The following is a 26,397-nucleotide window of genomic DNA, read 5'->3' on the forward strand; positions in this document are numbered from 1 at the left end:
CCGATGAATAAGCGACTCGACATCCCCCATGGCTCCAAGGCTTTTGTACGCAAGCCCATGGAAAATAAGCTGCGCGCTGATGTACTTCAGCGCCTTGAGTCCGATTATGGCCTGCAACACATGGCTGGCACGCATTACATGCGCAAAGGCACCTGCCCTCAGTGCAACCAGAAACGCTTGTTTTCTCGCCATGATGAACCCTGGTTTATTCGCTGCGGTCGCGAAGAAAAGTGTCGGTACCAGGCTCCAGTCAAAGAGCTTTACCCCGATCTGTTCGACGACTGGAGCAAGCGAGCACCAGCCACCAACGATGAGCCAACCGCTACCGCAAAGGCGTACCTCACCTTTGCTCGCGGCTTTCGGCTTGAGCTGATTGAGGGCTGGTACACCCAAGAAAGTTATTTTGACCGCGACCTAAATATCGGCTCGGCCACGGTGCGATTTCCCCTTGAGCATGGCGGCTATTGGGAACGTCTGATTGACCAGCCTTCGCGCTTTGGCAAGAAGAAAGCCCGTTTCCAACCCAAGCAAAGCTACAAGGGTTACTGGTGGTGCCCACCTTGTGTCGATGTCCTTCAGGTTGAGGAACTGTGGATTGTCGAAGGCATCTTCGACGCAATAGCGCTCATCCATAACGGCATTTCAGCGGTCGCCGCGTTGTCCTCGAACGCTTTTCCTGAAGAGTCGCTGAAGGCCTTAATCGCGGACTGTGAAGGAAAGCCGCCCAAGTTGGTTTGGGCATTGGACAACGAACCTGGCGCGCAGAAATACACCAGATCATGGGTCAAGCAAGCCCGGGAGCTGGGCTTTGTTTGCGAGGCCGCGCAGATCCCGCAGCCCGATAACCGCAAGGTCGATTGGAACGACCTGCATCAGCGCTGGGCATTTTTAGACGATGACGAGGTACGAGCGCAGCGAATTGAAAAAGACCTCAAAGAAGCCAGGCACCAGGGCGCGCTGCTGATTGCCGAAAGCGCCAGCGACAAGGCCCTGCTCATGTACCAGTGGCGCGAGCGGGAGGAGTTCCACTTCTGTTTCGACTCGCGCTTGTACTGGTGGAAGCTGGACATTTCCAAATTCAACAGCGCCAAACAGGCGCTCGATGACAGCGACAAACAGGAAGACCAACTGCTCAACGACAAGGCCATCCGCGAAAAGGCGCTGCGCATGTCTGGCTGCGTGGTCGAGATCGCGAATTGCTATCCCAAGGCACTGTATTTCCAGCGCAACGAGATAACCGACGAGTCCTGGTATTTCTTCCGCGTCGACTTCCCGCACGACGGCGGTTCAGTGAAAAACACCTTCACCGGCGGCCAAGTCGCTGCTGCCAGTGAGTTCAAGAAACGACTTCTTGGCATGGGGGCCGGGGCGGTGTTCACCGGCAGTGGACAGCAGTTGGACAAAATCATGAAGGACCAGTTGTTCGGTATCAAAACCGTTCAGACCATCGACTATGTCGGCTACAGCCGGGAGTACGGCTGCTATGTGTTCAACGACGTGGCCGTTCGTGAGGGGCAACTGATCAGCATCAACGAGGAAGAGTTCTTCGAAATGGGCAAGCTGAAACTCAAAAGCTTGCAGAAAGGCGTGAAGATCCAGTTGACCAAGGATGCCAAAAACTACGACCCGCGCTGGCTGGATCTGCTCTGGCAATGCTTTGGTACCCAGGGAATCGTCGCCCTGACGTTTTGGTTCGGCTCGCTGTTCGCCGAACAAATCCGTCATCGCTACCAGTCGTTCCCGTTTCTTGAGGCTACCGGTGAAGCCGGCGCCGGCAAGACGACCTTGCTGACGTTGTTATGGAAACTACTCGGACGTGATGGGTATGAAGGCTTTGACCCTTCCAAATCCACCAAGGCCGGGCGCAGCCGCTTGATGGGCCAGGTGTCTGGCATGCCTATCGTGTTGCTGGAATCCGACCGAAGCGGCGAAGACAAGGCGCACGCCAAAACTTTCGAATGGGACGAACTGAAGGACTATTACGGCGGCGGCACCTTGGCGACCAAAGGGGTTAAAACCGCCGGCAATGAGACATATGAGCCACCCTTTCGGGGAACGATCGCCATCAGCCAGAACGCACCGGTAGTGGCCTCCGAAGCGATCATGACCCGGATCGTCAAACTGCACTTCGTGCGACCGAACGTGACCCCGGAGAGCCGCGCTGCTGCGGACTTACTCAACGCCTTGGAAGGCGCGACGCTGAGCAACTTCGTATTGCAGGCCGTGCGCAAAGAAGTCGAGGTCATGGATCTGTTTGCACAGCGCCTGCCCGGCTACGAAGCGAAACTGCGCTGCCTGCACTCGCACTGCTTCGCTTGCGACACCCCTTTCAAAGACGAGCAAAGCGACTGTGCCCATTGCGGCAACAAGCTACGCGGTTACATCCGTGTCGAGCGTATCAACAAGAACCACGCCCAACTGCTCGCGTTGCTCGACTGCCTGCGGATGGTGGTTTCGCTCACCGATGCGCAGATCAGCAACACCCGCACCCAGATCATTCGGATGGCGATAGAGCGCCAGGCCTCCATCAGTTCCGATCATCCGGTCGTGGCCGAATTTTGGGAGGTATACGAATACCTGGAAGGCCTCGACGCCGATGGGCCCGTGGTCAACCACAGCAAGAAAGACAACATCATCGCCATCAACCTCAACGACTTCGTGAAGTGCGCCGCAGAGCATCGCCAGAAAATTGCCGATGTCAGCGAGCTGCGCGAGCGGCTGAAGGACTCCCGCTCTCGAAAGCTGATCGACATCAACAAGGCGACGGATAGCGCGGTGCGGGCTCACCAGGCCAAGCACAGCAACGCGGTCATCACCAAGCAGCCCATCGTGAAGTGCTGGCACTTCCAGGCCTGACCAATCGACAGCAACACACCAGGCGCGGCAACGCCTGCCACTCAAGGAGAAGCACCATGCACAACAAAACGCTCAAAGATGCCTTTGACGAGTTGTTCCAGTACCAGGCCGAGCGTCCGGCCATCCGCAAAGCCGGCGTCGAGGCGCTGGTTCGCTTGCTGCCGGTCGCGCAACGCGACACCGGGCAAAGCGGGGTAATCGGGCGTTTTCTGCTCGGGTTGTACAACGGCCCGGCACATCCGTTTGACCTGACCGAGCTGCGCCGTCTCGACGCTGGCCTGTTCGACGACTGCATTGCAGTCCTGCGGCTGGATAACAGCCCCGAGCAAGAGGTTCACACCTATTTCCCCGACGGCGATGAGATCTGGCAGGACCTGCGTAGGGTCTGGGCATGAAGTGGGCAGTGAAACGCAACAGAGACGGGCAAGTGCAGCAGAACTGCTGGATCACTGACAGCGGCTACACGGTGGCCGAGTGCCGGTTGCCTGAAGCGCGGTATCCCATCACTCGCCCAGGCGCCGATCTGCCTTTCGCTTATGCGAAGGACCGGGACGAAGTCATAGCGATCATCGAGCAAGACCTGACTAGAACAGCCTGAAAGACGGTGTCGAGGAGCGGCAACTCCTCGACACCTACCACCAAAGGGAGAAGCACCATGCAAGTGAATCAAACCCAAGGTAGCGCCGCAGAGGCTACCACAACCCCGCTGAGTATCGGCGACACAGTCAGCTATGTGGCAATCAGTGGCGGCGGTCGCAGCTATCGCTTCAGTGCTCGCAAAGCTGTGATCGAAGAGATCAACGACGAGGTAGCCACATTGCGTAGCGCCAACGGACGTATCACCACCCAGCCGCTGAGCAAATTAACACCGGACGGTCAACCCAACGCCCTGACAAATATACTCATGGGAGGGCGATGACTATGGCTACCAGCCCAGGGCGGACACGGCCAGCCATGGCAAGTCAACGCCTCGACCTCCCTAGCCGCTGCGATATCTGTGGCAAAGCGCGTTCCACCCGCAAGCACCAGGCCTGTAGCCGCATTCGTCAGAAGCGAAAAACGCTGGAGTGGGCAGCTTTCATGGCAGAGCGGGAAGCAATAAGACAAAACCAAACGCGTCGCTACGCACGCTGACAATCAAAAAAGGCGGAACGCGGGGAGCGGCAACTCCCCCACCGCTTACCAGGAGAAGCACCATGCAAGCACAAATGCCCCATGGAGGCGATGCGAAGGTCCAGGCCAAGCTACGCAAGCTGATGGCCCTCGCAGAGCGTGGCGAAGGCGGCGAGAAGGATAATGCGCAACGCATGCTGGATAACTTGTTAGCGCGTCACGGCTTAACCCTCGATGATTTAAACGAGGAGTGCCGAGAAATCCGCTGGTTTCCGATTGTGAATCGGTACGACCGAAAGCTTGCGGCGCAGATCATGTCCAAGGTCTGCGATACATGCACTCCCAGCCTGTATACCAGCAAGAGCCGACCAAAGAAGGTCGGTGTGGAAGTTACACCGGCTGAGGCTATTGAGTTCGAGCTTCACTTCGACACGTTGAGGAATGCGCTGGCCGCGCACTTCGACGAGGCCTTCTCCGCATTTGTACAGGCCAATCGATTATTTCCCGCCACCCCATCAGGCAGTAGGGACATGGAGCTGAGCGAAAGCGATATGCGGGTCGTCGCCATGGCTTCAGCGATAAAACCAACATCTGTCCGCCCCCGCCTTGAACGAAAGGGGAACGTATGACAGTCCTACTGCTTTTGTACTTATGCAGCGACGCGACACGTACTGACTGCCAGGTTTTGCCTGCCCAAAGCTGGCACGGGCCGGATGCCTATGAGCAATGCATTGGCGCATTGCCAAGGCTCATCCAGGCACTGAGCGCAGCGAATCGGAACAGGCACAGGTTCATTTGCGAGATTCTGGCGGACGAGGCACAACCTGCAGGACGTACCGCCCGGCCGACGCTCATTAATCAATCGTTTCGGATGTGAGAGACATCATGAACACAGCTTTTATCCTGATGGCCCAGTATGACGGCCAGGCGATTATCTCGCTGGAGCAGGTTTGCCGGGACTACTTCACGCACCTGACGCCTGACATGTTTCAACGCAAGGTGATGAGCGGGCAGATCAAGATCCCCATCACCCGCCTGGAACGTAGCCAGAAGTCGGCCAAGGGGATCCATATCACTGACCTGGCTGCGTATCTCGACCTACAGCGCGCAGCCGCAGTTAAGGAGAACAGCCAACTTAACGGGTTAAAACACGCCTTTTGAGCCACTTCATTGATGCGGCGCCCAGTTGGACGGGCGCCCTCAATATCTCTTCGTACCATTCCCACCCAACATAGCGGTCACCTTTTCCTCGTAGGTGGGTGTAGCGCCTCAGCGAATTCCAGTCCCGATGTCCTGAAACACTCGCCACCCGGGGAATATCCCAGTCCATTTCGAACAGACGGCTTACCCCTTCGTGCCGAAGGTCATGGAAGTGCAGATCCTTGATTTCCAGGAGTTTGCAGGCCTTCGCCCAGGATGTGGAGATTGATTCCGGGCTGTACGGGAAAATATCCTCGCCGGCTCGAGGCATGGTTTGGAGGATCTTCCAGGCCTCGTCGGGCAGGTAGCACCACACATCGTTGCCAATCTTCTGGCCTGGGTTCTTCATGTCGCGTACCAGCACTCGCTGGCCGGGCTCGTCGAGGTCGTCCCAGCGAATCCGGGTTATTTCGTCGAGACGGCGAGTCGAGAACAGGGCGAAGCCCACCACTTTCATCATGTTTATGATGCTTCGACGCCGAGCCTGCATGTCTTGGTAATGCTTCATAAGCTTCCCCAGCTCATCCAGCGTGGGGCGACGGTCACGCTCGCGGCTCTTCAGGTTGTAGCCGAGCTTGCGCAGTACGCGCCGTGCGCCACCCATCGCCATAGGGTCAAGCTGATAACCCCAAGCGTCCTTGCCGATGGAAAGCACGGCGCCGAGGTGCGCCAGATCGTTGCCAGCGGTCTGCGCCTGGACGCCCCCACCTTCGGGGCTCATCCGCCATAGCGCGTAATCGACCAGGCATTGGGTATTGATCTGGGTATCGGCCAGCTTGCCCAGGTACGTTTCGCCGACGGCCGTAAGGGTTGCGCGTTTGGTTTTGCCCAGCGGCCGGGCTTTCTCAACCTCGATCAGGTACTGGTCAATCATTTCTTTGAGCGTGGCGCTTTTGCGGTTCGCCCGCTCAATCGCACCAGGTTCATCCAGTTCGGACTCACGTTTGCGCGCCCAAGCTTGCGCCGCCTGTTTCCGGGCGAAGGTCTGGCTCTCTTGGTAGACTGTCACCTTGTCGCGGTTGATGCGGATCTGAGCTGTGTAGCTGATGGTGCCGTCGGCCTTTTTGCGTGATCTGATCGTTGCCATGAGAATTGGTACACGTTCTGATTCGGTTGGTACATTGTACCAACCGATTGGTAAAAACGCCCCAAAACCCCCGAAAATCGGTACGAAACACGTTGAATACAAACACTGCAAAAACAGGCTCAAAGCTAGAAAGTACGCGGCCTGAGCCGTCTCGGCGCTTCAGTGTGGCCCCTATGATGGATTGGACGGATGCTCATTGCCGCTTTTTCCTGCGCATCCTCTCCAAAAACGCCCTCCTCTACACCGAAATGGTCACCACCGGCGCCCTGCTCAACGGCGACCATGAGCGCTTCCTGCGCCACCACGAAACCGAACATCCCCTGGCGCTGCAGTTGGGCGGCAGTGTCCCGGCGGATCTGGCCGCCTGCGCGAAGATGGCCCAGGAGCATGGCTACGACGAGGTCAATCTCAATGTCGGCTGCCCAAGCGATCGGGTGCAGAACAACATGATCGGCGCGTGCCTGATGGGGCATCCGGGGTTGGTGGCCGATTGTGTGAAGGCGATGCGTGATGCGGTGTCGATCCCGGTGACGGTCAAGCATCGGATCGGGATCAACGGGCGGGACAGCTATGAGCAGCTGTGTGAGTTCGTTGGCACGGTGCGCGAGGCCGGTTGCACGAGTTTTACCGTGCATGCGCGGATCGCGATCCTGGAGGGGCTGTCGCCGAAGGAAAATCGCGACATTCCACCCTTGCGGTATGACGTGGTGGCGCGGTTGAAGGCAGATTTCCCGGAGCTGGAAATCGTGCTCAACGGCGGGATCAAGACGCTCGAGGCGTGCCATGAGCATCTGCGGACCTTCGACGGTGTAATGCTGGGGCGCGAGGCGTACCATAACCCCTATCTGCTGGCCGAGGTCGATCAACAGCTGTTCGGCAGCACCGCGCCGGTCATCAGCCGGGCCGAGGCGCTGGCGCAGTTGCGGCCCTATATCGCCAATCACCTGGCCGCTGGCGGGGCGATGCATCATATTACCCGTCATGTGTTGGGCCTGGGCACTGGTTTTCCAGGGGCGCGACGGTTTCGGCAACTGTTGTCGGTGGATATCCACAAGAGCAAGGATCCGTTGGCACTGCTGGATCAGGCGGCGGAGTTGCTGGAAGGGCGCTGACGGTCATTTGGGTTGAACCTGCGCGCGGTTTTGGCATCGTATCTACCGGTACCTGCCCCGCCCTTTCAAACAGCCGTTTTCAGGTTGTTGCCACCGGGGCCATTGATCCCCGCAGACGCCCTTGAGTGGCCGCCGGCCCTCGGGTAATGTCAACAGACCCATAGGACAGAGCACGCTCATGACTTCCAAGCTGGAACAACTCAAGCAATTCACCACCGTCGTAGCCGACACCGGCGACTTCGAAGCCATTGCCCGCATCAAGCCGGTCGATGCCACCACCAACCCTTCCCTGCTGCTGAAGGCCTCGGCGATGCACGGCTATGCCGAGCTGTTGAACGCCTGCGTGGCGGACTGCAAGGGTGATGTGGGCCTGGCCAGCGACCGTTTCGGCGTGGCAGTCGGGCAAGAGATCCTGAAGGTGATTCCAGGGCGCATCTCCACCGAAGTGGATGCGCGCCTGTCGTTCGACACCGACGCCATGTTGAAGCGTGCCCATCGTCTGGTCGAACTATACGACAAGGCCGGCATCGGCCGTGATCGTGTGCTGATCAAGATCGCTTCGACCTGGGAAGGCATTCGCGCCGCAGAGCAGCTGGAGCGTGAGGGCATCCAATGCAACCTGACCCTGCTGTTCTCCTTCGCCCAGGCCGCGGCCTGTGCCGACGCCGGGGTGTTCCTGATTTCGCCGTTCGTGGGACGTATCTACGACTGGTACAAGAAGGTCAACGGCAACGACTACACCGGTGCCGATGATCCAGGCGTCCAGTCGGTGACACGCATCTACAACTATTACAAGGCCAATGACTACAAGACCGTGGTCATGGGCGCCAGCTTCCGTAACCTCAATCAGATCGAGCAACTGGCCGGTTGCGACCGCTTGACAGTCAGCCCGGAACTGCTGGAAAAACTCGCCGCCGACGAAGGCAAGCTGGAACGCAAGCTGGCACCGGGGCAAACCGGTGAAGCGCGCTTGAGCCTCAATGAAGCGCAGTTCCGCTGGTTGTCCAACGAGGACGCCATGGCAACCGAGAAGCTGGCGGAAGGTATTCGTCAGTTCGCCCGGGACCAGGAGAAGCTCGAGGCGTTGCTGCAAGCCAAGCTGTGAGATGAAACACCAGCAAACAAAAAGGGGCGAACCTGATGGGTTCGCCCCTTTTTGTTTTTGTGGGAACGAGGGACTGAGTCAGCCTCCGGGCCGCTCCAGCGCGTTCACCAGGTCGTGGAACGCTTCACGATTGGATTCGTTCAGCCCCATGAGGATCTTGTGGGCTTCGAGCACCTTGATCCGCACTTCTTCCTCGGACTGATCCTGGTCAGGCAGGTCGTCCAGGCACTCAGGGCACGGCACCGGGTCGCCCACGATGTTGAACACCTGGTCGAACCCCATCGATTGCAGCAGACGGGTAATGTCGTTATGGGTGGTGACGACGGTGGGCAGCAGGCCGACCTTCTGTCGCGACAGGATCGACAGCTTGGCCAGCAGGCCAAGGGTGGTGCTGTCGATGCTGCGGGTTTCGGTCAGGTCGATCACGATGGCGCTGAAATTCAGCGCGGTGAAGATCCGCTCAATAGTCGCATCCAGCGCCGAACACAGCGTCAGGCGCACTTCACCGACAAACTTCAGGACAAATGTGCCGTCCTGCTCGGCGAACTGGATTCTACCAGTACTCATCAAAGGTTCCTGCTCAACACTAACAGGGCGATATCATCCGGCATCTCCCCTAGCGTGGCTAATCCAAACACTTGGCGCAAGCCTTCCAGGCTGCCGCCCGCTGCACTCACCCGCTCAGGCAAGGCCGCTTCTTTCTCTTTGAGTGTAGGCTCTGGCAAAAGATCCAGAATGCCATCAGACATCAGCGTCAAGCTGAATACCGGCGGCAATTCCAGCACGTGGTCTTCGTAGGTCGCCTCGTTGAACAGGCCCACCGGCAAACCACGCCCTTCCAGATACCGAACACTGTCTGGCGTATACAACACAGGCAACGGCAGATGACCGCCGATGCTATAGGTCAACAAGCCCGTCTCTTCGTCGATGACTCCACCGACCATGGTGACGTGTTTACCCAGCTTACAACTGATCAGGCCGCGGTTGATATGCCCCAGAACCTCGGAAGGCTTGAACTCCGGCAGCGTGCCGTTGCGCTTGGACTCGAACAGCAGCCGCGTGGTCATGAACTTCAGCAGCACCGTGACGAAAGCCGACGAGGCACCATGGCCGGAGACATCCGCCAGGTAGAACGCCACGCGTCGCTCGTCGACCCGGAAATAGTCGACGAAATCCCCCGATAGATACAACGAAGGGATGATCTGGTGGGCAAAACGGAAATCGTCGACGGCCCAGGGGCTGACCGGCAGCATGTTCATCTGCACCTGGCGCCCGGCGTTCTGATCTTCCTGCAACAGGTTGAGGCTGGCTTCCAACTCGCGGTTGGCGGTTTCCAGTTTTTCCCGATAGCGCTGGTTCTCCACCAACAGCCGTGAACGGTCCAGGGCCCGGCGCACCGAGTGCTCGAGCACCGCCAGGTCTTCGAGGGGTTTGATCAGGTAATCCGCCGCGCCCAGGCGCAACGCCTCGACCGCGTCATTCATCACGCCGGCACCCGACACCACGATGACCGGAGTCTGCGAGGAAATCTCGGTAACCTGGCGAATGAGCTCCAGTCCGCCCATCTGCGGCATGCGCAGGTCGCAGATGACCAGGTCGGGCTTGTCTTGCTCGAATACCTGAAGACCCTGTTGGCCGTTGCTGGCCTGCAGGACGCTGAAACCACTGTCTTCCAAGTAGGCTGCGAGACTGGCTCGCACCACTTCGTCATCATCGATTATCAGCAGCGTGGCACTGGTTTTTGGCATGTGGGCAAACGGCGCCAGAATTAGGTTGGCGTAGCCGGCTTGGCCATCCGGCCTCGCACGCACTACTGGATTCGCTTTCTAGCCTCTCTGTCGTACCGGCTTCAGGCCTTTGCCCTACACACGATTACATCAGAGGTGCCCTTCTAAGGCGCAGACGGTACTCCCATCCGCGGGGCGTTTCAAGCTCATGCGGATAGCCGTTTGCCGTCTTTATTTGTCAAAGTACAGAGAGTTATAAGAACCGAGCGGAGCGTAACTCAATGGAAGGTCAAATGTGCCTGACACGGCGCAAAAACACAGAAGGCGGCCATGAGGACCGCCTTCCGATGAGTTTTGGATCGAATCAGAAATCGTCTTCGACCTGGCCGTCCTTGACCTTGAACTCGCGGTTCTGCAGGTAGGCATTGCGGATGAACACGTACTTGTCGCCGCTCACCAATTTTTCGGCCGATAACAGGCTGGCGCGGGTATCGACGACGTTCAGGCCGAAGATCGAGTTACGTACCGATACGTCGTCGATATAGGGATAAGGCGTGGTGTAGTTGTCGACCAACTTGGCCGGCGCATCCCGCAGCGTGCTTGGCCCCAGCAACGGCAGCATCACGTAAGGGCCGCTGCCCACGCCCCAGTAGCCAAGGGTCTGGCCGAAATCTTCATCGCTACGCTGCAGGCCCATCTTGGTGCCGACATCGAAGAAGCCCAGCAAGCCGAACGTGGTGTTGAAAATCAAGCGGGCCGTGTCGACCCCGGCAGCGGCCGGCTTGGCCTGCAACAGGTCGTTGGCCAGGTTACCCACGTCGCCGATATTACGGAACATGTTGTGGATGCCGTCTTCAAGGAACTGCGGCGTCACGTATTGATAACCCTGGGCCAGCGGCTTGAGCGCGTAGGTGTCAACGGTATCGTTGAAGGTGAAGATCGGACGGTTGATGCTTTCCCATGGATCTTCTTCCGTCGCGGCCTGAGTGGCGAACGGCACCAGCAGCACACTGGCGGAAAGAAACAGCTGAGCTAGGCGATGGCTCCAGCGCATAAGGGAAAACTCCTTGGTTTATTCGGGCAAGGGCGCCGAGCCCAGGCGGTAGATGGCGGGTAGTATAAGGTGGAAAGCGCCGAGAGGCAGCATGGAAAAGAAGCTGCCCGTAGGACATTTCCACAACCCACCCCTTTCATTTCTCTGTCACCAGCCTGTCATTGAAACACGTTAGGCTCGGCTTATTTCAAGGATGATTCCAATGCCCCGCGCCGAAGCCCTGCCCCTCCCCGCTTCCAGCCTCACCGCCGTACTGTTTGGCCTCAGCGGATGCCTGGTGGATTTCGGGGCGCGGGTTCGCCACCCGGGAACAACACCCGCCGATCACGCACAACCGACACCCGGCGCCCTCGAAAGCCTGCGGCATCTGCAACTTCAGGAAATCCCCTGCGCCTGGCTCGATGAACTGCCACCCGCCATCAGTCATGGCCTGGCCGCGTCGTTGCCGGCATGGATCAAATCTCCGCAACTTCCTGCAACAAATAATCCATGGCCAGCCCCTCATGCCTGTTGGCAGGCACTGATGGCGCTGAACGTCCAGCAACTGGACGGGTGCGTCTTGGTCAGTGGCGAACCCCGTCTGCTGCAGTCAGGGCTCAACGCCGGCCTGTGGACCATCGGGCTGGCCTCCTGCGGCTCGCTGTGTGGCCTGACACCCAGCGAATGGCAAGCCCTGAGCCAACAGCAGCGGGAAATGAGTCGCGCCAAGGCCACGGTGCAGCTGTTCGGCCTGGGGGTGCATTCGGTCATCGATCATCTGGGCGAACTGGATACCTGCCTGGCGGATATCAGCCTGCGTCGGCTCAAGGGCGAGAAGCCCTGACCGGGATCATGCAGGGAACGTGAGGGTGGATTACTCTTAGGGCAAGCCATGGACTTTTGACGCACTGCCGCGGTCCATGGCTGTGCTTATCAAATATGGGAGTCAATGCCAATGACGCGCCTCGAACTGCAAGAACGCCTCGTTGCCCTGCGCGAGCAATTGGACCAGAAGCCGCCCTTGTCCGGGCCGGAGCGCGAAAACCTGCAACAACTGATGGTTCGGATCGAAGCCGAAATCCAGCTGGAAAACGCCCTCCAGGACACCAACCTGGTGGATGGAGTTAAGCTGGCCGTGGAACGCTTCGAAGTCAGCCACCCGGCCGTTGCAGGGACGTTGCGCAACATCATGCTGACGCTGGGCAACATGGGGATCTGATTGACAGATGCGATTTCCTGTGGGAGCGGGCTTGCTCGCGAAAGCGCTGGATCAGCAACCTTAGCGTTGCCTGGCACACTGCATTCGCGAGCAAGCCCGCTCCCACAATAGTTCCGGGAAGGCCATGAAAATCATGCGCAGCCCAGATCCCACAGGACTGCCCAAACTGGGTATTTACTGACGAACCAGGCGCTGGTTCGGCAGTTGCACGCTTTCAGTGCTGCGATAGGGGTTGATGTCCAGCCCGCCACGCCGGACATACCGCGCATACACCGTCAACTTCTGCGGCTTGAGCAAGCGCTGCAGGTCGAGAAAGATCCGCTCCACGCATTGCTCATGAAAATCCGAATGCTGGCGGAAGCTGACGATGTAGGCCAGCAGGCTGGCCGGGTCCAGCGCAGCGCCGCGGTACTCCACGACAACGCTGCCCCAATCCGGCTGGCTGGTCACCGGGCAGTTCGATTTGAGCAAGTGGCTGTGCAGGCTTTCTTCGACGATGCGCGACTCATCGCATCGCAGCAGTTCCGGACGGGGGTGCGCATAGGAGTCGACGCTGATATCCAGATCGTCGATGCAGACGCCGGGCAGCGCCACGACGCCTTCACGTTCCACGTCCTTGAGGGTGCGAACCCTAACCTGCACCGGTTTCCCCGCCGCCGCCGAGAGGTCCTGGCGCAGGGTCGCTTCCAGACTCGCGGTATCGGCGAACGGAGTCTGGTTCAGGGAGTTGAGGTACAGCTTGAACGATTTGGATTCAATGATGTTCGGGGAATCCGCCGGGATCGCGAACTCACCGATCGCCACCACGGGCTTGCCGGACGGCAACAGCCACGACAGCTCGAAACAGTTCCAGAAATCCACGCCCTTGTACGGCAGCGTGTCGGCCGTCAGGCCCAGCTCCGCCCATTTTGCGGTGCGTGGGATCGGAAACAGCAGTGACGGCGTGTACGTGGCGATGTATTCGCTGGATTTGCCCAGCGGCGAATGTTCGGCTGCGGGATGCATGACGGAAACCTGACTGAAGAATCAGCGGATTCTACCAGCCTTTGCCCAGCCTTTGAGTGCTTACTGTCGACGGCCAGTTCACCTTCCATCCCGGCATAAGATTCAGCTTGCGTAGAACCTCCGCCCTGTTTGGCTGCTGGCTGACGGCTCGATTACAACTTTGTCAGCTTGCACCGCAACCGTGCCGGCCGCGGTATAACCTCACGTTGGAACATACCCCGAGTTGCCCATGAAACTGCTGATCGTCGAAGACCAAACCAAAACCGGCCAATACCTGCGCCAGGGCCTGGGCGAAGCCGGGTTCAACGCCGACCTGGTGACGGACGGCGTCAGCGGCCAGCAACTGGCCCTGAGCGGTGATTACGCCTTGCTGATCCTCGATGTGATGCTGCCCGGCCGCGACGGCTGGCAGATTCTGCAAGCGGTTCGCGCAGCCGGCCTGGATACCCCGGTGCTGTTCCTGACAGCGCGGGACGCGGTGCAAGATCGGGTACACGGTCTGGAACTGGGTGCCGACGATTATCTGGTCAAGCCCTTCGCTTTTTCCGAGTTGCTGGCACGGGTCCGCAGCCTGTTGCGCCGGGGCGGGTCGACACCCCAGGAAACCTGCCTGCAACTGGCGGACCTGCGTCTGGATCTGATCCGCCGTCGCGTCGAACGCAGCGGCCGGCGCATCGACCTCACTGCCAAGGAGTTCGCCTTGCTGGAAATGCTCCTGCGCCGCCAGGGCGAGGTACTGCCCAAATCCTTGATCGCCTCCCAGGTCTGGGACATGAATTTCGACAGTGATACCAACGTCATCGAAGTCGCGATCCGGCGGCTGCGGCTCAAGATCGACGATGAATTCCCCAGCAAGCTCATTCACACCGTGCGGGGCATGGGATACGTGCTTGAAGAGCGCAGCCTGTGAGGGGGCGGTGGTCGTTGAGCAGCCGGCTGGCACTGCTGTTCGCCGCCTGCACCGCCGTGGTGTCCTTGTTTGCCGGGATATTGTTCAGCCGCGCCAGCGAGGCGCACTTCATCGAGTTGGACCAGCAGCTGCTGGAGGACAAGCTGATCGGCCTGCGCCGCGCCCTTCAGGATCTCGATGCCGAGCAGACCCAGCAGCGCCTGGAAGATGAACTGAGCCGACAGGCCGACCTGGCCTTGCGCATCAAAGACAGCGACGGCGTGCGCTGGTACGGCAGCTCGATCCAGATTCCGGCCCAACTGCCCGCCCCCCCAGGTCTATTCACCCTCAGCGATGCCGATACCGATTACCGAATCCTGAACGCAGCGCTGTACCCCGACCGCCCGGACTCCCCGCAACTGACGTTGCTGCTGGACATCACCCACCATCAGCACTTCCTGCAGCGTATGCAGCGCCTGATCTGGCTGACCGTCGGCCTGTCGGCCCTGGCAACCGCCCTTCTCGGCGCCTGGGTCGCCCAACGCGGTTTGCAGCCGCTGCGACGCATGGGCGCAATCGCAGGCGGGGTTTCGGCACGCTCACTCAACGCCCGACTGCCCGAAGATCGCATGCCGGCCGAACTGGCGGAACTGGCCCACAGCATCAACGCCATGCTCGGACGTCTCGATGACGCTTTTCAACGGCTTTCGGCGTTCTCCGCCGACATCGCCCATGAACTGCGTACACCGTTGTCGAACTTGCTGACCCACACCCAGGTCACCCTCACCCGCGAACGCACACTGGAGGAATATCGAGAAACGTTGCACAGCAATCTCGAAGAGCTGCAATGGATGGCTCAACTGGTCAACGACATGCTCTACCTGGCCAAGGCCGACCATGGCCTGCTGGCGCCCCACCGCGAACCGCTGGAGCTGGCACAGGAAGTGGATGTACTGCTGGAGTTTTTCGCGCCACTGGCCGAAGACGCCCAGGTTCGCTTGAGCCGCGAGGGCAACGGTCGCCTCGAGGGGGACCGCGGCATGTTGCGCCGGGCCCTGTCCAATCTGCTGGACAATGCCCTGCGTTTTACCCCCATGGGCGGTGAAATGCGTGTGCGAATTGTCGAGACTGCCCAGGCGTTGAGCGTGAGCGTGGAGAACAGCGGCGAAGGCATCCCGACGGACTTGTTGCCGCGCCTGTTCGACCGCTTCTACCGCGCCGACCCGGCTCGCCAGGAAGGCAGCAGCGAGCATGCGGGGCTTGGGCTGGCGATCACCCGCTCGATCATCCGCGCCCATGGCGGAGAGATTCGATGTGAATCAGCCGATGGCTGGACGCGGTTTTTGATTGAACTGCCGAAGGCAGGCCAGCCCTGACACAAAACCTTGTGGCGAGGGGATAAATCCCCTCGCCACAAGGAATGCAAGAACACAGAGGGCTTATGCAGCCTCAGGAATACCGCAACGCCTGCGCCGGCTCGATCTTCGCCGCGCGCCACGCCGGGTAGACGGTGGCCAGGAAGCTCAGGATGAAGCCAGCGGCGCAGATCAGCACCACATCGCCGCGCTGAAGCTCCGACGGCAGGTTGCTGACGAAGTACACGTCGGAACTGAAGATGTGCTGGCCGGTGACCCGCTCCAGCCATCCCACCAGTTCACTGACGTTCAGCGCCGCAATCACTCCCAGCACACCGCCAATCACCGTGCCGACGATACCGATCACCGTGCCCTGGACCATGAAGATCGCCATGATCTGCCGCGGCGTGGCGCCGATGGTGCGGAGGATCGCGATGTCCGCGCCCTTGTCGTTCACCACCATGATCAGCGTGGCGATGATGTTGAACGCCGCCACCGCGACGATCATCAGCAACAGCAGGCCGATCATGGTCTTTTCCATTTTCATGGCACTGAACAGACTGCCCTGGGTGTGAGTCCAGTCGTCGGCCTTGTAGTCGCTGCCCAGGCCGGTGGCGATATCACCGGACACCTTCGGCGCCGCGTAGAGATCCTTCACCGCCAGGCGCACGCTCTGCACCTGGTTCGGCTGCCAGTGCTGCATCTGTGCAGCATCGGCCAGATGGATCAGGGCCATGGAGCCATCCAGCTCGGCGCCGACCTTGAACACACCGACCACATTCAGACGCTGCATCCGCGGCGTGATACCGCCAGGCGCGGTGCTGACTTCCGGCACGATCAGGGTCAGTTTGTCACCGACGTTCAGGCGGAAGCGCCGGGCGGTGATTTCACCGATCACCACGCCGAACTCACCCGGTTTCAAGGCATCGAGACGGCCCTGGACGATATGCTGGGCGACGATGGACACCTTGCCTTCCTGGGCCGGGTCTACACCGCTGATCTGGATCGGCTGCATCGAGCCCTTATAGCTCAGCATGCCTTCCATCTCGGTGAACGGCACCGCGGCAGTCACCTCGGGGTTTTTCAGCGCGGCGGCGGCCACCGGCTGCCAGTCATCGATCGGATTGACCCCGACGATGGTGGCATGGGGCACCATGCCGAGGATGCGCGAGCTCATTTCGCGCTGGAAGCCGTTCATCACCGACAGCACCACGATCATCGCCAGCACACCCAGGGCGAGGCCGATCATCGAGGTCATGGAGATGAACGAAACAAAGCGATTGCGGCGCTTTGCGCGGGTATAGCGCGTGCCGATGAAGATCGATAACGGTCTGAACATTCGCGGAGCACCGTAGAAAAATTGAAGACCCGGCGCGTATCAGCAGCGCCGGGTTGCGGGCGGTCAGATGGGCGTCAGGCAACCTTCCTGCAAATGCAGGACGCGGTCCATCTGCCGGGCCAGGTTCATGTCGTGGGTCACCACCAGGAACGCTGTGCGCATCGAGGTGCTGAGCTCCAACATCAGGTCCTGGATGCCCTGGGCGGTATGGGAGTCGAGGTTGCCGGTCGGCTCGTCGAGCATCACCAGGCCAGGCTTGTTGACCAAGGCGCGGGCAATTGCCACGCGCTGGCGCTCGCCTCCAGACAGTTCTGCCGGCTTGTGCTCCAGGCGGTGGCCCAGCCCTACCCGCTCCAGCAGCGCGGTAGCACGTTGGCGGGCCTCTGGAATCGCGGTGCGGCCGATCAACAGCGGCATGCAGACGTTTTCCAGGGCGGTGAACTCGGGCAGCAAATGGTGAAACTGGTAGACGAAGCCCAGGGAGCGGTTGCGCAACAGGCCACGGCCCTTCTCGTTCAGCGCCGAGAGTTCCTCCCCCGCCAGCCAGACACTGCCGGCGGTCGGCGTATCGAGGCCGCCCAGCAGGTTGAGCAAGGTACTTTTGCCAGAACCGGAGGTACCGACAATCGCCACCCGCTCGCCGGGATGCAGCTCCAGTTGCAGGCCCGACAACACCACCACCGACTCCGGGCCTTCCTCGTAGGATTTACCCAGGTTGCGGCAGCTCAAGATCGCTTTTTCACTCATGCCCGACTCACTCATAACGTAACGCCTCCGCAGGCTGGGTGCGCGCGGCACGCCAGGCTGGATACAGGGTGGCGAGGAAACTCAGGATCAACGCGGCGCCGCAGACCATCAACACATCGTCGGCCTGCAATTGCGATGGCAGGTAGTCGATGAAATACACATCCGCGTTGAGAAACTTGTGCCCGATCAGGCTTTCCAGGGCGGCAATCGCGGCGCTGACATTCAGTGCGGCGAACATCCCGACCAGAGCTCCTACAAACGTACCGATCACGCCGATGACAGTGCCCTGGACCATGAAGATGCGCATGATCTGTCCCGGCGTGGCGCCAAGAGTCCGCAGGATGGCGATATCACCCTTCTTGTCGTTCACCACCATCACCAGCGTGGAAATGATGTTGAACGCAGCGACGGCGACGATCAGCAGCAACAGCAGGCCGATCATGGCTTTTTCCATGCGGATCGCCTGGTACAGGTTGCCGTGGGTGCGGGTCCAGTCCCGGGCGTAGTAACGGTCTTCGCCAAGCTGCTGGGCGATGGTCCACGCGGCGCGCGGCGCCTGGAACAGATCGTCGAACTTCAGCCGCAGCCCCTGGACCTGGTCCGGCTTCCAGCGATGCAGGCGTGCCAGGTCCTGGAGGTTAGTGACGCCCAGGTAACCGTCCAGCTCCCCGGCGCCGACATGGAAAATGCCGACCACGGTAAAACGTTTCATGCGCGGGAACACGCCGCCCGGGGTCACGGTGACTTCCGGCGCGACGAAGGTCAGCTTGTCGCCAATGGCCACACCCAGCTTGGTCGCGGCCTTGTCGCCGATCACAATGCCGAAACTGCCCGGCGCCAGATCGTCGAGCCGACCCTGCTGCATGAAGTTGTCGATGATCGACACCTGCCGCTCGAGCCCGGGGTCGATGCCATTGAGCAGAACCTTGGACACCTTGCCGTCGTTGGTCAGCAATCCCTGCATCTGGGTGAACGGCGCGACGGCCAGCACCTGCGGGTTCTGCTTGACCTTGGCGGCCAGGCTCGGCCAGTCGCTGATGGCTTCGCCGGATTCGACAGTGGCGTGGGGCACCATGCCCAGCACACGGGTGCGCATTTCATGGTCGAAGCCATTCATCACCGACAACACGACGATCATCACGACCACGCCAAGGGCCAGCCCGATGATGGATGTCAGGGAAATGAACGATACGAAATGATTGCGACGTTTTGCACGGGTATAACGCGTGCCGATGAATACGAAGAGAGGTCTGAACATGTCGGGGCTTGTTCGGAGGGAAAAGGAACGTCCTTGTGGCGGGGGTCTCAAACCAGCTTTACACTCAGACCACCGCCGCTACCATGGGTTCGCCATGTCGACATTAGATGAAGAAGATCGCCGCGAATACTACCGTATCGAGGACACGATCGCACTGGAAATTCGGCCCCTCTCCATTCCTGAAGCTGCTGGCCAGGAAGTGTTGCAGGATCCCTCTCCATTGTTCAATCTGCTCAGCGAACTGCACCTGAGCGAGTTCGAGTCACAGCACCTGCTGCGCCAGATCAGCGAGCGCGAACGCAGCATCGCGGCCTACCTCAAGGTGATGAACAAACGTATCGATCTGCTCAGCCAGGTCATTGCCCTGACCGTGCTCGGCGAGATCGGCGAGCCGCAACCGGTGATCATTTCCGAAGGCGGCATCGACTTTCAGTACCCCACCGCCATTGCCATCGGTGCGCACCTGTCGATCAAACTGGTGCTCATGCCCCAGGCCCTGGGGCTGTTGCTGCGGGCACGGGTCACTCATTGCGACCGCAAGGGCGACGGCTACGACGTAGGCACCGAGTTCGAACGCCCGACCGACGCCCAGCGCCAGCTGCTGGCCCGCTACATCCTGCAGAAACAGGCGCAAGAGCGTCGCCTGGCGCGGGAACAGAACGAATCAGGTATCGATAAGGAAGAACCGTGACCCTCATTTATGGCCACCGCGGCGCCAAGGGCGAAGCACCGGAAAATACCCTGACCGGTTTTCAGGAATGTCTCAAGCACGGTGTGCGCCGTTGCGAACTGGACCTGCATCTGTCCATGGACGGCGAGTTGATGGTGATCCACGACCCGACCCTCAAGCGCACGACCGATCGCCGGGGCAAGGTGGTGGAGCACTCCGCCGCCGAACTGGTGACCTACGATGCGCGCAAGGGTGGCCCGGGCTGGATCACGCCATGCCCGATCCCACGCCTGGAGGAACTGTTCGAGCAGTGTGACTTCGAGCATTGGCAACTGGAGGTCAAGAGCGCCTCACGCACCCGCGCGGCGGCCACGGTGCTGGGGATCCGCGAGATGGCCCAGCGCTTCGGCCTGCTGGACAAAGTCACCATCACCTCCAGTTCCCGGGAAGTGCTCAAGGCAGCACTGGAGCTGACCCCGGACATCTCCCGCGGGTTGGTAGCCGAGTACGCCTGGCTCGACCCGCTGAAGGTCGCCCAGAGTTACGGTTGTGAGATTCTGGCGTTGAACTGGACCTTGTGCACGCCCGAGCGCCTGATCAAGGCGCAGCGCCAGGGGCTGCATGTGTCGGTGTGGACCGTCAACGAGCCCGCGCTGATGCGCAGGCTCGCCGACTTTGGCGCTGACAGCCTGATTACAGACTTTCCCGGTTTGGCCACCGCCACCCTGGAGAGTTGCTGAAATCGGTCTCCCCGGCCGGCTCAGGCCACCGGCCGGAGCCGCTCAAAAAAGCCGGTTGAGCCCGTCGTAGGCCGCTACCCGATAGGCTTCGGCCATGGTCGGGTAGTTGAACGTGGTGTTGACGAAGTACTTCAGCGTGTTCAGCTCGCCCGGCTGGTTCATGATCGCCTGTCCGATGTGGACGATCTCCGAAGCCTGGTAACCGAAGCAGTGCACGCCGAGCACTTCCAGCGTCTCGCGGTGGAACAGGATCTTCAACATGCCTTGCGGCTCACCGGCGATCTGCGCCCGCGCCATGCTCTTGAAGAAGGCCTTGCCCACTTCATAAGGCACCTTGGCCTGGGTCAGTTCCTGCTCGTTCTTGCCGATCGAGCTGATTTCCGGAATGGTGTAGATACCGGTCGGCACGTCGTTGACGAAGCGCCAGCTACCGTTGTCGACGATGCTGCCGGCGGCCGAACGACCCTGGTCGTGGGCGGCACTGGCCAGGCTCGGCCAGCCGATCACGTCACCGGCGCCGTAGATGTTCGGCACGCAGGTGCGATAGTTCTCGTCGACTTCGATCTGGCCACGGCTGTTGACCTTCACGCCAATGTTCTCCAGGCCCAGGGTGTCGGTGTTGCCGGTACGGCCGTTGCACCAGAGCAAGGCATCGGCCTTGATCTTCTTGCCGGACTTGAGGTGCAGGATCACGCCGTTGTCGACACCTTCGACACGCTCGTATTCTTCGTTGTGGCGCACCGTGATGTTGTTGTTGCTGAAGTGATAGCTCAAGGCCTGGGAAATTTCCGAGTCCAGGAAGCTCAGCAGCTGGCCACGGTTATCCACCAGTTCCACCAGCACACCCAGGCCGCTGAAGATCGATGCGTATTCGCAACCGATCACCCCGGCGCCATAGACAATGAGCTTGCGCGGGGTGTGTCCCAGGCTGAGGATGGTGTCGCTATCGTAGATACGCGCGTGGTTGAAATCGATGTCGGCCGGACGATAAGGGCGCGAGCCGGTGGCGATAATGATGTGCTTGGCCACCAGTTTTTCTACCACGCCATTGCCGCACACCACTTCTACGGTTTGCTCGTCGGCAAAGCTGCCGGTGCCGAAGAATACGTCGACACGGTTGCGGGCGTAGTAGCCGGTACGCGAGGCCACCTGCTTGGAGATTACCTTCTCGGCGCTCTTGAGCACGTCGGGGAAGGAGAACCAGCGCGGCTCGCCGATGGCCCGGAACATCGGGTTGGTGTTGAACTGCATGATCTGCCGGACCGAGTGACGCAAGGCCTTGGACGGGATGGTACCCAAGTGGGTGCAGTTGCCGCCGACCTGGCGACGGCTGTCGACCATTGCCACCTTGCGTCCTGCCTTGGCGGCGTTCATTGCCGCGCCTTCTCCCGCCGGGCCGGAACCCAATACCACCACGTCGTAGTTGTAGACAGCCATGCGTACTCCTCAGAACAGGCCGCGGTACCCGATATGGCACCGACGGCTAAATCACGCCGGGTTGCGGCATGAAGGGACAATTTTGGGCCGGTTCAGGCACCCGACCGTCGTCTATAGATACGTCAAGCCGCGCACATTACCCCTTGGTCGCGCCAGAGGCTAGTTTTGCTGCGTTATTTCGCCACACCCAGGCTTTCAGCAGCCTGTCATCATTGGTTTTTTCCGCTGCTGATCCGTTCAAACGCATCGTTGGTACGGGTGACAAAGCCATTGCCGTCCCTGAGCACGAAAAATACCCCAATGTCATGTTTCTCGGCATAGTCCCAACCCCGTTCAGGCCCGAGAATCAGCAACAGCGTCGACAGTCCATCGGCCATCAACGCTGAAGGATGAATTACCGTGACGGACGCCAGGTTGTGCAGGACCGGTGCACCGGTGCGCGCATCGAAGGTGTGGGAATAGCGCATGCCGTCCCGCTCGAAGTATCGGCGGTAGTCGCCGGAAGTTGAAACGCCGTAGCCATTGACCTCGATGACCCGCTCGGGCACTTGCCGGTCATCCCGAGGCGCCTCCAGGGCGACACGCCAGGCCGAACCATCAGGTTTGCGCCCGGCTGCCTTGAGTTCACCGGTGGCTTCGGCCAGGTAACTGTCGACACCCAGGGCCTGGAGCCTCGCGGCGATCCGGTCGACGGCATAGCCTGCGGCAATGCTGTTGAAGTCGACTTCCACCGGGGCATCCTTGCACAGCCGGTCGCCCTCGATACGCAAGTGACCATGGCCGACGCGTTGGCGCACCTGGGCCAGGGCCTCGGCGCCTGGCACTTTCTCTTCCCGGGACTGGGGACCGAAGCCCCACAGGTTCAGCAGCGGTTCCACCGTCAGGTCAAAAGCACCGCCACTTTGCGAGGACAACTGCTCCCCCACGCCAATCAACTCCAGCACCGGAGCGGGCATGACCTGGCAGCTGTTGGCCGGCAGCGCATTGAAACGCTCGATGTCCGAGTCGCTGCGGTAGGTGGAAAACTGCCGATCCACATTGGCAAGGATCTGCTCCACCTCGGCCCGCACCGCTTTCGGGCCAGGCGTGGCGGAATGCCTGACGTACTGGATGGAATAGTGACTGCCCATGGTCGGGCCATCGAAACGCTCCAGGGTGTCGCCATTGCCACAGCTGGCCAGAATGCTCGCAAGGACCACAAGGGGCCCCCACCGTCCAGTTAACAAATCTTCATCTCCCCGCAAAACCACGACGGCCATTATGGCCTTCAGCGCCAGTCAGTCCAGACGCAAAACCTGTGGGAGCGGGCTGGCTCGCGAAGAGGCCGGCACATCCAGCAGAGATGTTGCCTGTGAAATCGCTTTCACGAGCAAGCCCGCTCCCACAGGGTGCAGCGCTTTCATACAAGATTTACCAGAGTGAGTACCTACACATGTCTTCCAACACGAGCAACGGCAAGGCTATTTTTCGCGTTGTCAGCGGCAACTTCCTGGAGATGTTCGACTTCATGGTCTATGGCTTCTACGCCACGGCCATCGCCAAGACGTTCTTCCCCACCGACAGTGCTTTCGCCTCGCTGATGCTGTCCCTGGCCACCTTCGGCGCCGGGTTCCTGATGCGCCCGCTGGGGGCGATCTTTCTCGGTGCCTACATCGACCGCCATGGTCGCCGCAAAGGCCTGATCATCACCCTGGCGATGATGGCCGCCGGCACGCTGCTGATCGCCTGCGTACCGGGCTACGCCACCCTGGGCGTGGTGGCGCCATTGCTGGTGCTGCTGGGCCGGTTGCTGCAAGGTTTCTCCGCAGGGGTCGAGCTCGGTGGGGTGTCGGTGTATCTGGCGGAAATCTCCACACCCGGGCGCAAGGGTTTCTTTGTCAGTTGGCAATCCGCCAGCCAACAGGCTGCCGTGGTGTTCGCAGGGCTCCTGGGGGTTGGCCTCAATCATTGGCTGAGCCCGCAGGAAATGGGTGAATGGGGCTGGCGCGTGCCATTCCTGGTGGGTTGCATGATCGTCCCGGCGATCTTCGTGATTCGCCGCTCCTTGGAGGAAACGCCTGAATTCCAAGCGAGAAAGCACCGTCCCACCCTGTCGGAAATCATCCGTTCCATCGGTCAGAACTTTGGCATCGTCTTGGCCGGCATGGCGCTGGTGGTAATGACCACGGTGTCGTTCTACCTGATCACCGCCTATACACCGACTTTCGGTAAATCCGAATTGAACCTGTCGGACCTGGATGCGTTGCTGGTCACCGTGTGCATCGGCCTGTCGAACTTTTTCTGGTTGCCGGTCATGGGGGCGTTTTCCGACAAGATCGGACGCAAACCCCTGCTGCTCGCCGCAACTATCCTGGCAATTCTGACAGCCTACCCGGCGCTGTCCTGGCTGGTGGCGAACCCCAGTTTCAGCCATCTGCTGATCGTCGAGCTGTGGTTGTCGTTCCTGTATGGATCCTACAACGGCGCCATGGTGGTGGCCTTGACGGAAATCATGCCGGTGGAAGTGCGCACCACCGGGTTCTCCCTGGCCTACAGCCTGGCGACCGCAACCTTCGGCGGGTTCACACCAGCGGCCTGTACCTATCTGATCCATGTACTGAATAACAAGGCGGCGCCGGGGATATGGCTCAGTGGGGCGGCGGTGCTGGGGCTGATTGCGACTCTGGTGCTGTTCAAGGGCAATCGACATGCGTTGCGCACTGCGCAGGCTTCAGTAGTGGGCAGCGCCTGATAGATCGCCTTCGCGAGCAAGCCCGCTCCCACAGTTGACCGAGTTGATGCACGCGGTCCAATGTGGGAGCGGGCTTGCTCGCGAAGAGGCCTGCCCAGACAACACAAAAAAACCAGAAAAAAAAACGCCCCGACACGTCGGGGCGTTTTCACAAGCAGCTAAGCCTTAGCGCGGGAACGCTGGCGGGTTCACACCGGCCATGTCTTCCATCACGCGGACCACCTGGCAGCTGTAACCGAATTCGTTATCGTACCAGACGTACAGAACAACGCGGTTGTCTTGGCTGATGGTTGCTTCAGCATCCACGACACCGGCGTGGCGCGAGCCCACGAAGTCGGTGGACACCACTTCCTGGGAATTGACGAAGTCGATCTGCTTATGCAGCTCGGAGTGCAGCGCCATGTAGCGCAGGTACTCGTTCATCTCTTCACGGGTGGCGGCTTTCTCAAGGTTCAGGTTGAGAATGGCCATCGACACGTTTGGCGTCGGTACGCGGATCGCGTTGCCGGTCAGCTTGCCGGCCAGTTCAGGCAGGGCTTTGGCGGCGGCGGTAGCGGCACCGGTCTCGGTGATGACCATGTTCAGCGCGGCGCTGCGGCCACGACGATCGCCTTTGTGGAAGTTGTCGATCAGGTTCTGGTCGTTGGTGTACGAGTGAACTGTTTCGACGTGACCGTTGACGATGCCGAACTTGTCGTTCACTGCCTTGAGCACCGGCACGATGGCGTTGGTGGTGCAAGAGGCGGCTGAGACGATCTTGTCGTCCGCGGTGATGTCGCCGTGGTTGATGCCGTGAACGATGTTCTTCAGCTTGCCCTTGCCAGGCGCGGTCAGGACAACGCGGTCGACACCCGGGCAGGCCAGGTGCTGGCCCAGGCCGTCGGCGTCACGCCATACACCGGTGTTGTCCACCAGCAGCGCATCCTTGATCCCGTACTGGGTGTAGTCCACCTCGGTAGGGTTCTTCGCGTAGATCACCTGGATCAGGTTGCCGTTGGCGGTGATGGTGTTGTTTTCTTCGTCGATGGTGATGGTGCCGTTGAACGAACCATGGACCGAGTCACGGCGCAGCAGGCTGGCACGCTTGGTCAGGTCGTTCTCGGCGCCCTTGCGCACCACGATGGCCCGCAGGCGCAGGCCGTCGCCACCACCGGTTTTCTCGATCAGGATGCGCGCCAGCAGACGGCCGATACGACCGAAGCCGTACAGGACCACGTCAGTGCCTTTGCGAGCCGAAACGTTCTGCTGGCCAACCACATCAGCCATCTCTTCACGCACGAACTGCTCGGCGCTACGGCCATTGCCTTCGTTGCGGAATTTGAACGCCAACTTGCCCAGGTCCACCGAAGCCGCGCCGAGCTTGAGCTCGCTCATGGCTTTGAGCAGAGGGAATGTTTCGTGGACGGAGAGTTCGCTGTCGTCGGAAGAACGGTGGCGAGCAAAGCGGTGAGCCTTGAGAATCGCGATGACAGACTGGTTGATCAGGCTGCGGCCATAGATCGAGCTCACCACGTTGTTATTGCGGTAGAGCTGACCGATGAGAGGGATCATCGCTTCGGCGAGTGCTTCACGATCAATCCATTCACCAAGACACTGGTCGGGCTTCTGAGTCACGGGAACCTTCCACATGTAGGGGCTGAAAAAAGGGGCTACATTATGCCGCCGAGTCCACGCCGGAGCAATGCGCGCCTGTCGCGCCGTGGTTTTCCCCTCTGCCCGGGTAGTCTGCGACTGACAGCCGCCCCTTTACCCCGCTACAATTGTCGACTTTGTC

Annotated in this window: 26 protein-coding genes; 15 read left to right on the forward strand and 11 right to left on the reverse strand. The window is 60.2% G+C overall.

Annotation, left to right across the window (positions count from 1 at the left end):
- Positions 1-3: 3 nt before the first annotated feature.
- The 6 genes from FBY02_RS04860 (at position 4) to FBY02_RS04895 (ending at position 5,130) form a co-directional block, all read left to right on the forward strand.
- Entirely contained in the window at positions 4-2,856 is a 2,853-nt protein-coding gene (locus tag FBY02_RS04860; RefSeq protein WP_144924066.1) for a toprim domain-containing protein, read from the forward strand.
- A gap of 56 nt (positions 2,857-2,912) precedes the next feature.
- Positions 2,913-3,251 carry a hypothetical protein gene (locus tag FBY02_RS04865; RefSeq protein WP_144924069.1) on the forward strand — a complete coding sequence of 113 codons (339 nt, stop codon included), beginning with the start codon at positions 2,913-2,915 and terminating at the stop codon, positions 3,249-3,251.
- An 8-nt stretch (positions 3,252-3,259) separates the two neighbouring features.
- Positions 3,260-3,454, forward strand: a complete 195-nt coding sequence (locus FBY02_RS04870; RefSeq protein ID WP_256667274.1) for a hypothetical protein — start codon at positions 3,260-3,262, stop codon at positions 3,452-3,454.
- 57 nt (positions 3,455-3,511) lie between these two features.
- Complete coding sequence (locus FBY02_RS04875; protein WP_144924075.1) at positions 3,512-3,775, forward strand: hypothetical protein; 264 nt, start codon at positions 3,512-3,514, stop codon at positions 3,773-3,775.
- 277 nt (positions 3,776-4,052) lie between these two features.
- Positions 4,053-4,598, forward strand: coding sequence for a DUF2786 domain-containing protein (locus tag FBY02_RS04885; RefSeq protein WP_144924081.1), 546 nt, complete (start codon positions 4,053-4,055; stop codon positions 4,596-4,598).
- Positions 4,599-4,854: 256 nt separating this feature from the next.
- A complete protein-coding gene (locus FBY02_RS04895; RefSeq protein WP_024778225.1) occupies positions 4,855-5,130 on the forward strand; it encodes a pyocin activator PrtN family protein in 276 nt (91 codons plus the stop codon).
- On the opposite strand, the gene FBY02_RS04900 is transcribed toward FBY02_RS04895, so the two are convergent.
- The gene (locus tag FBY02_RS04900; protein WP_144924087.1) at positions 5,105-6,256 is read right to left on the reverse strand and encodes a site-specific integrase; all 1,152 of its coding nucleotides are present in this window, start codon (positions 6,254-6,256) and stop codon (positions 5,105-5,107) included. The genes FBY02_RS04895 and FBY02_RS04900 overlap by 26 nt on opposite strands.
- A gap of 92 nt (positions 6,257-6,348) precedes the next feature.
- Between FBY02_RS04900 and dusA the strand changes: the two genes are divergently transcribed.
- Entirely contained in the window at positions 6,349-7,368 is a 1,020-nt protein-coding gene (gene dusA / locus FBY02_RS04905; protein WP_144924089.1) for a tRNA dihydrouridine(20/20a) synthase DusA, read from the forward strand.
- A 178-nt stretch (positions 7,369-7,546) separates the two neighbouring features.
- Positions 7,547-8,473 (forward strand): transaldolase, encoded by a 927-nt coding sequence (gene tal / locus FBY02_RS04910; protein WP_144924092.1) that lies wholly within the window; start codon positions 7,547-7,549, stop codon positions 8,471-8,473.
- 78 nt (positions 8,474-8,551) lie between these two features.
- Here tal and rssC read toward each other — a convergent pair whose 3' ends face one another.
- From rssC to FBY02_RS04930, 3 genes are all read right to left on the reverse strand, one after another.
- Complete coding sequence (rssC, locus tag FBY02_RS04915) at positions 8,552-9,040, reverse strand: anti-sigma factor antagonist RssC (protein WP_144924095.1); 489 nt, start codon at positions 9,038-9,040, stop codon at positions 8,552-8,554.
- Positions 9,040-10,221 (reverse strand): two-component system response regulator RssB, encoded by a 1,182-nt coding sequence (gene rssB, locus FBY02_RS04920; RefSeq protein ID WP_144924098.1) that lies wholly within the window; start codon positions 10,219-10,221, stop codon positions 9,040-9,042. The genes rssC and rssB overlap by 1 nt, the downstream gene beginning before the upstream one ends.
- A gap of 343 nt (positions 10,222-10,564) precedes the next feature.
- Positions 10,565-11,254: a VacJ family lipoprotein gene (locus FBY02_RS04930; protein WP_144924101.1), complete on the reverse strand. Its 690-nt coding sequence runs from the start codon at positions 11,252-11,254 to the stop codon at positions 10,565-10,567.
- A gap of 202 nt (positions 11,255-11,456) precedes the next feature.
- Here FBY02_RS04930 and FBY02_RS04935 point away from each other — a divergent pair, with 202 nt between their 5' ends.
- Entirely contained in the window at positions 11,457-12,077 is a 621-nt protein-coding gene (locus tag FBY02_RS04935; protein WP_144924105.1) for an HAD family phosphatase, read from the forward strand.
- 111 nt (positions 12,078-12,188) lie between these two features.
- Positions 12,189-12,452, forward strand: coding sequence for a DUF4404 family protein (locus FBY02_RS04940; RefSeq protein ID WP_144924108.1), 264 nt, complete (start codon positions 12,189-12,191; stop codon positions 12,450-12,452).
- Positions 12,453-12,626: 174 nt separating this feature from the next.
- On the opposite strand, the gene queF is transcribed toward FBY02_RS04940, so the two are convergent.
- Positions 12,627-13,457 (reverse strand): NADPH-dependent 7-cyano-7-deazaguanine reductase QueF, encoded by an 831-nt coding sequence (queF, locus tag FBY02_RS04945; protein ID WP_144924111.1) that lies wholly within the window; start codon positions 13,455-13,457, stop codon positions 12,627-12,629.
- Positions 13,458-13,686: 229 nt separating this feature from the next.
- Between queF and FBY02_RS04950 the strand changes: the two genes are divergently transcribed.
- Together FBY02_RS04950 and FBY02_RS04955 are read left to right on the forward strand one after the other, a co-directional pair.
- Positions 13,687-14,367 (forward strand): heavy metal response regulator transcription factor, encoded by a 681-nt coding sequence (locus FBY02_RS04950; RefSeq protein ID WP_144924114.1) that lies wholly within the window; start codon positions 13,687-13,689, stop codon positions 14,365-14,367.
- Positions 14,364-15,722, forward strand: a complete 1,359-nt coding sequence (locus FBY02_RS04955; RefSeq protein ID WP_144924117.1) for a heavy metal sensor histidine kinase — start codon at positions 14,364-14,366, stop codon at positions 15,720-15,722. The genes FBY02_RS04950 and FBY02_RS04955 overlap by 4 nt, the downstream gene beginning before the upstream one ends.
- A 73-nt stretch (positions 15,723-15,795) precedes the next feature.
- Here FBY02_RS04955 and FBY02_RS04960 read toward each other — a convergent pair whose 3' ends face one another.
- The 3 genes from FBY02_RS04960 to FBY02_RS04970 form a co-directional block, all read right to left on the reverse strand.
- Positions 15,796-17,040, reverse strand: coding sequence for a lipoprotein-releasing ABC transporter permease subunit (locus FBY02_RS04960; protein WP_139648785.1), 1,245 nt, complete (start codon positions 17,038-17,040; stop codon positions 15,796-15,798).
- A 63-nt stretch (positions 17,041-17,103) separates the two neighbouring features.
- On the reverse strand, positions 17,104-17,787 hold the full coding sequence (lolD, locus tag FBY02_RS04965) for a lipoprotein-releasing ABC transporter ATP-binding protein LolD (protein ID WP_162843613.1): 684 nt from the start codon (positions 17,785-17,787) through the stop codon (positions 17,104-17,106).
- 7 nt (positions 17,788-17,794) lie between these two features.
- Positions 17,795-19,045: a lipoprotein-releasing ABC transporter permease subunit gene (locus FBY02_RS04970; protein WP_144924121.1), complete on the reverse strand. Its 1,251-nt coding sequence runs from the start codon at positions 19,043-19,045 to the stop codon at positions 17,795-17,797.
- A 94-nt stretch (positions 19,046-19,139) separates the two neighbouring features.
- Between FBY02_RS04970 and FBY02_RS04975 the strand changes: the two genes are divergently transcribed.
- Positions 19,140-19,736 carry a PilZ domain-containing protein gene (locus tag FBY02_RS04975; protein WP_144924124.1) on the forward strand — a complete coding sequence of 199 codons (597 nt, stop codon included), beginning with the start codon at positions 19,140-19,142 and terminating at the stop codon, positions 19,734-19,736.
- Positions 19,733-20,455 carry a glycerophosphodiester phosphodiesterase family protein gene (locus FBY02_RS04980; RefSeq protein ID WP_144924127.1) on the forward strand — a complete coding sequence of 241 codons (723 nt, stop codon included), beginning with the start codon at positions 19,733-19,735 and terminating at the stop codon, positions 20,453-20,455. The genes FBY02_RS04975 and FBY02_RS04980 overlap by 4 nt, the downstream gene beginning before the upstream one ends.
- Positions 20,456-20,497: 42 nt before the next feature.
- Here FBY02_RS04980 and sthA read toward each other — a convergent pair whose 3' ends face one another.
- Entirely contained in the window at positions 20,498-21,892 is a 1,395-nt protein-coding gene (gene sthA / locus FBY02_RS04985) for a Si-specific NAD(P)(+) transhydrogenase (protein WP_092197335.1), read from the reverse strand.
- Between the two features lie 209 nt (positions 21,893-22,101).
- A complete protein-coding gene (locus FBY02_RS04990; protein WP_256662472.1) occupies positions 22,102-23,091 on the reverse strand; it encodes an FAD:protein FMN transferase in 990 nt (329 codons plus the stop codon).
- Between the two features lie 233 nt (positions 23,092-23,324).
- On the opposite strand from FBY02_RS04990, the gene FBY02_RS05000 reads away from it, so the two are divergent.
- Entirely contained in the window at positions 23,325-24,623 is a 1,299-nt protein-coding gene (locus FBY02_RS05000; RefSeq protein WP_144924133.1) for an MFS transporter, read from the forward strand.
- A 165-nt stretch (positions 24,624-24,788) separates the two neighbouring features.
- On the opposite strand, the gene FBY02_RS05005 is transcribed toward FBY02_RS05000, so the two are convergent.
- Entirely contained in the window at positions 24,789-26,252 is a 1,464-nt protein-coding gene (locus FBY02_RS05005) for a glyceraldehyde-3-phosphate dehydrogenase (RefSeq protein WP_144924138.1), read from the reverse strand.
- Positions 26,253-26,397: the final 145 nt, after the last annotated feature.

The sequence above is a fragment of the Pseudomonas sp. SJZ078 genome (assembly GCF_007828255.1).
Lineage (GTDB): Bacteria > Pseudomonadota > Gammaproteobacteria > Pseudomonadales > Pseudomonadaceae > Aquipseudomonas.

Excerpts from the sequence above, each read along its gene's own strand:
- lolD (WP_162843613.1), bottom strand. The coding sequence starts at position 17,787 with ATGAGTGAAAAAGCGATCTTGAGCTGCCGCAACCTGGGTAAATCCTAC.
- queF (WP_144924111.1), bottom strand. The coding sequence starts at position 13,457 with ATGCATCCCGCAGCCGAACATTCGCCGCTGGGCAAATCCAGCGAATAC.
- FBY02_RS04885 (WP_144924081.1), top strand. The coding sequence starts at position 4,053 with ATGCAAGCACAAATGCCCCATGGAGGCGATGCGAAGGTCCAGGCCAAG.
- rssC (WP_144924095.1), bottom strand. The coding sequence starts at position 9,040 with ATGAGTACTGGTAGAATCCAGTTCGCCGAGCAGGACGGCACATTTGTC.
- FBY02_RS04900 (WP_144924087.1), bottom strand. The coding sequence starts at position 6,256 with ATGGCAACGATCAGATCACGCAAAAAGGCCGACGGCACCATCAGCTAC.
- FBY02_RS04865 (WP_144924069.1), top strand. The coding sequence starts at position 2,913 with ATGCACAACAAAACGCTCAAAGATGCCTTTGACGAGTTGTTCCAGTAC.
- FBY02_RS04875 (WP_144924075.1), top strand. The coding sequence starts at position 3,512 with ATGCAAGTGAATCAAACCCAAGGTAGCGCCGCAGAGGCTACCACAACC.
- FBY02_RS05005 (WP_144924138.1), bottom strand. The coding sequence starts at position 26,252 with ATGTGGAAGGTTCCCGTGACTCAGAAGCCCGACCAGTGTCTTGGTGAA.
- tal (WP_144924092.1), top strand. The coding sequence starts at position 7,547 with ATGACTTCCAAGCTGGAACAACTCAAGCAATTCACCACCGTCGTAGCC.
- FBY02_RS05000 (WP_144924133.1), top strand. The coding sequence starts at position 23,325 with ATGTCTTCCAACACGAGCAACGGCAAGGCTATTTTTCGCGTTGTCAGC.
- FBY02_RS04970 (WP_144924121.1), bottom strand. The coding sequence starts at position 19,045 with ATGTTCAGACCTCTCTTCGTATTCATCGGCACGCGTTATACCCGTGCA.
- FBY02_RS04975 (WP_144924124.1), top strand. The coding sequence starts at position 19,140 with ATGTCGACATTAGATGAAGAAGATCGCCGCGAATACTACCGTATCGAG.
- FBY02_RS04935 (WP_144924105.1), top strand. The coding sequence starts at position 11,457 with ATGCCCCGCGCCGAAGCCCTGCCCCTCCCCGCTTCCAGCCTCACCGCC.
- FBY02_RS04860 (WP_144924066.1), top strand. The coding sequence starts at position 4 with ATGAATAAGCGACTCGACATCCCCCATGGCTCCAAGGCTTTTGTACGC.
- FBY02_RS04930 (WP_144924101.1), bottom strand. The coding sequence starts at position 11,254 with ATGCGCTGGAGCCATCGCCTAGCTCAGCTGTTTCTTTCCGCCAGTGTG.
- rssB (WP_144924098.1), bottom strand. The coding sequence starts at position 10,221 with ATGCCAAAAACCAGTGCCACGCTGCTGATAATCGATGATGACGAAGTG.
- sthA (WP_092197335.1), bottom strand. The coding sequence starts at position 21,892 with ATGGCTGTCTACAACTACGACGTGGTGGTATTGGGTTCCGGCCCGGCG.
- FBY02_RS04960 (WP_139648785.1), bottom strand. The coding sequence starts at position 17,040 with ATGTTCAGACCGTTATCGATCTTCATCGGCACGCGCTATACCCGCGCA.
- FBY02_RS04950 (WP_144924114.1), top strand. The coding sequence starts at position 13,687 with ATGAAACTGCTGATCGTCGAAGACCAAACCAAAACCGGCCAATACCTG.
- FBY02_RS04895 (WP_024778225.1), top strand. The coding sequence starts at position 4,855 with ATGAACACAGCTTTTATCCTGATGGCCCAGTATGACGGCCAGGCGATT.
- FBY02_RS04940 (WP_144924108.1), top strand. The coding sequence starts at position 12,189 with ATGACGCGCCTCGAACTGCAAGAACGCCTCGTTGCCCTGCGCGAGCAA.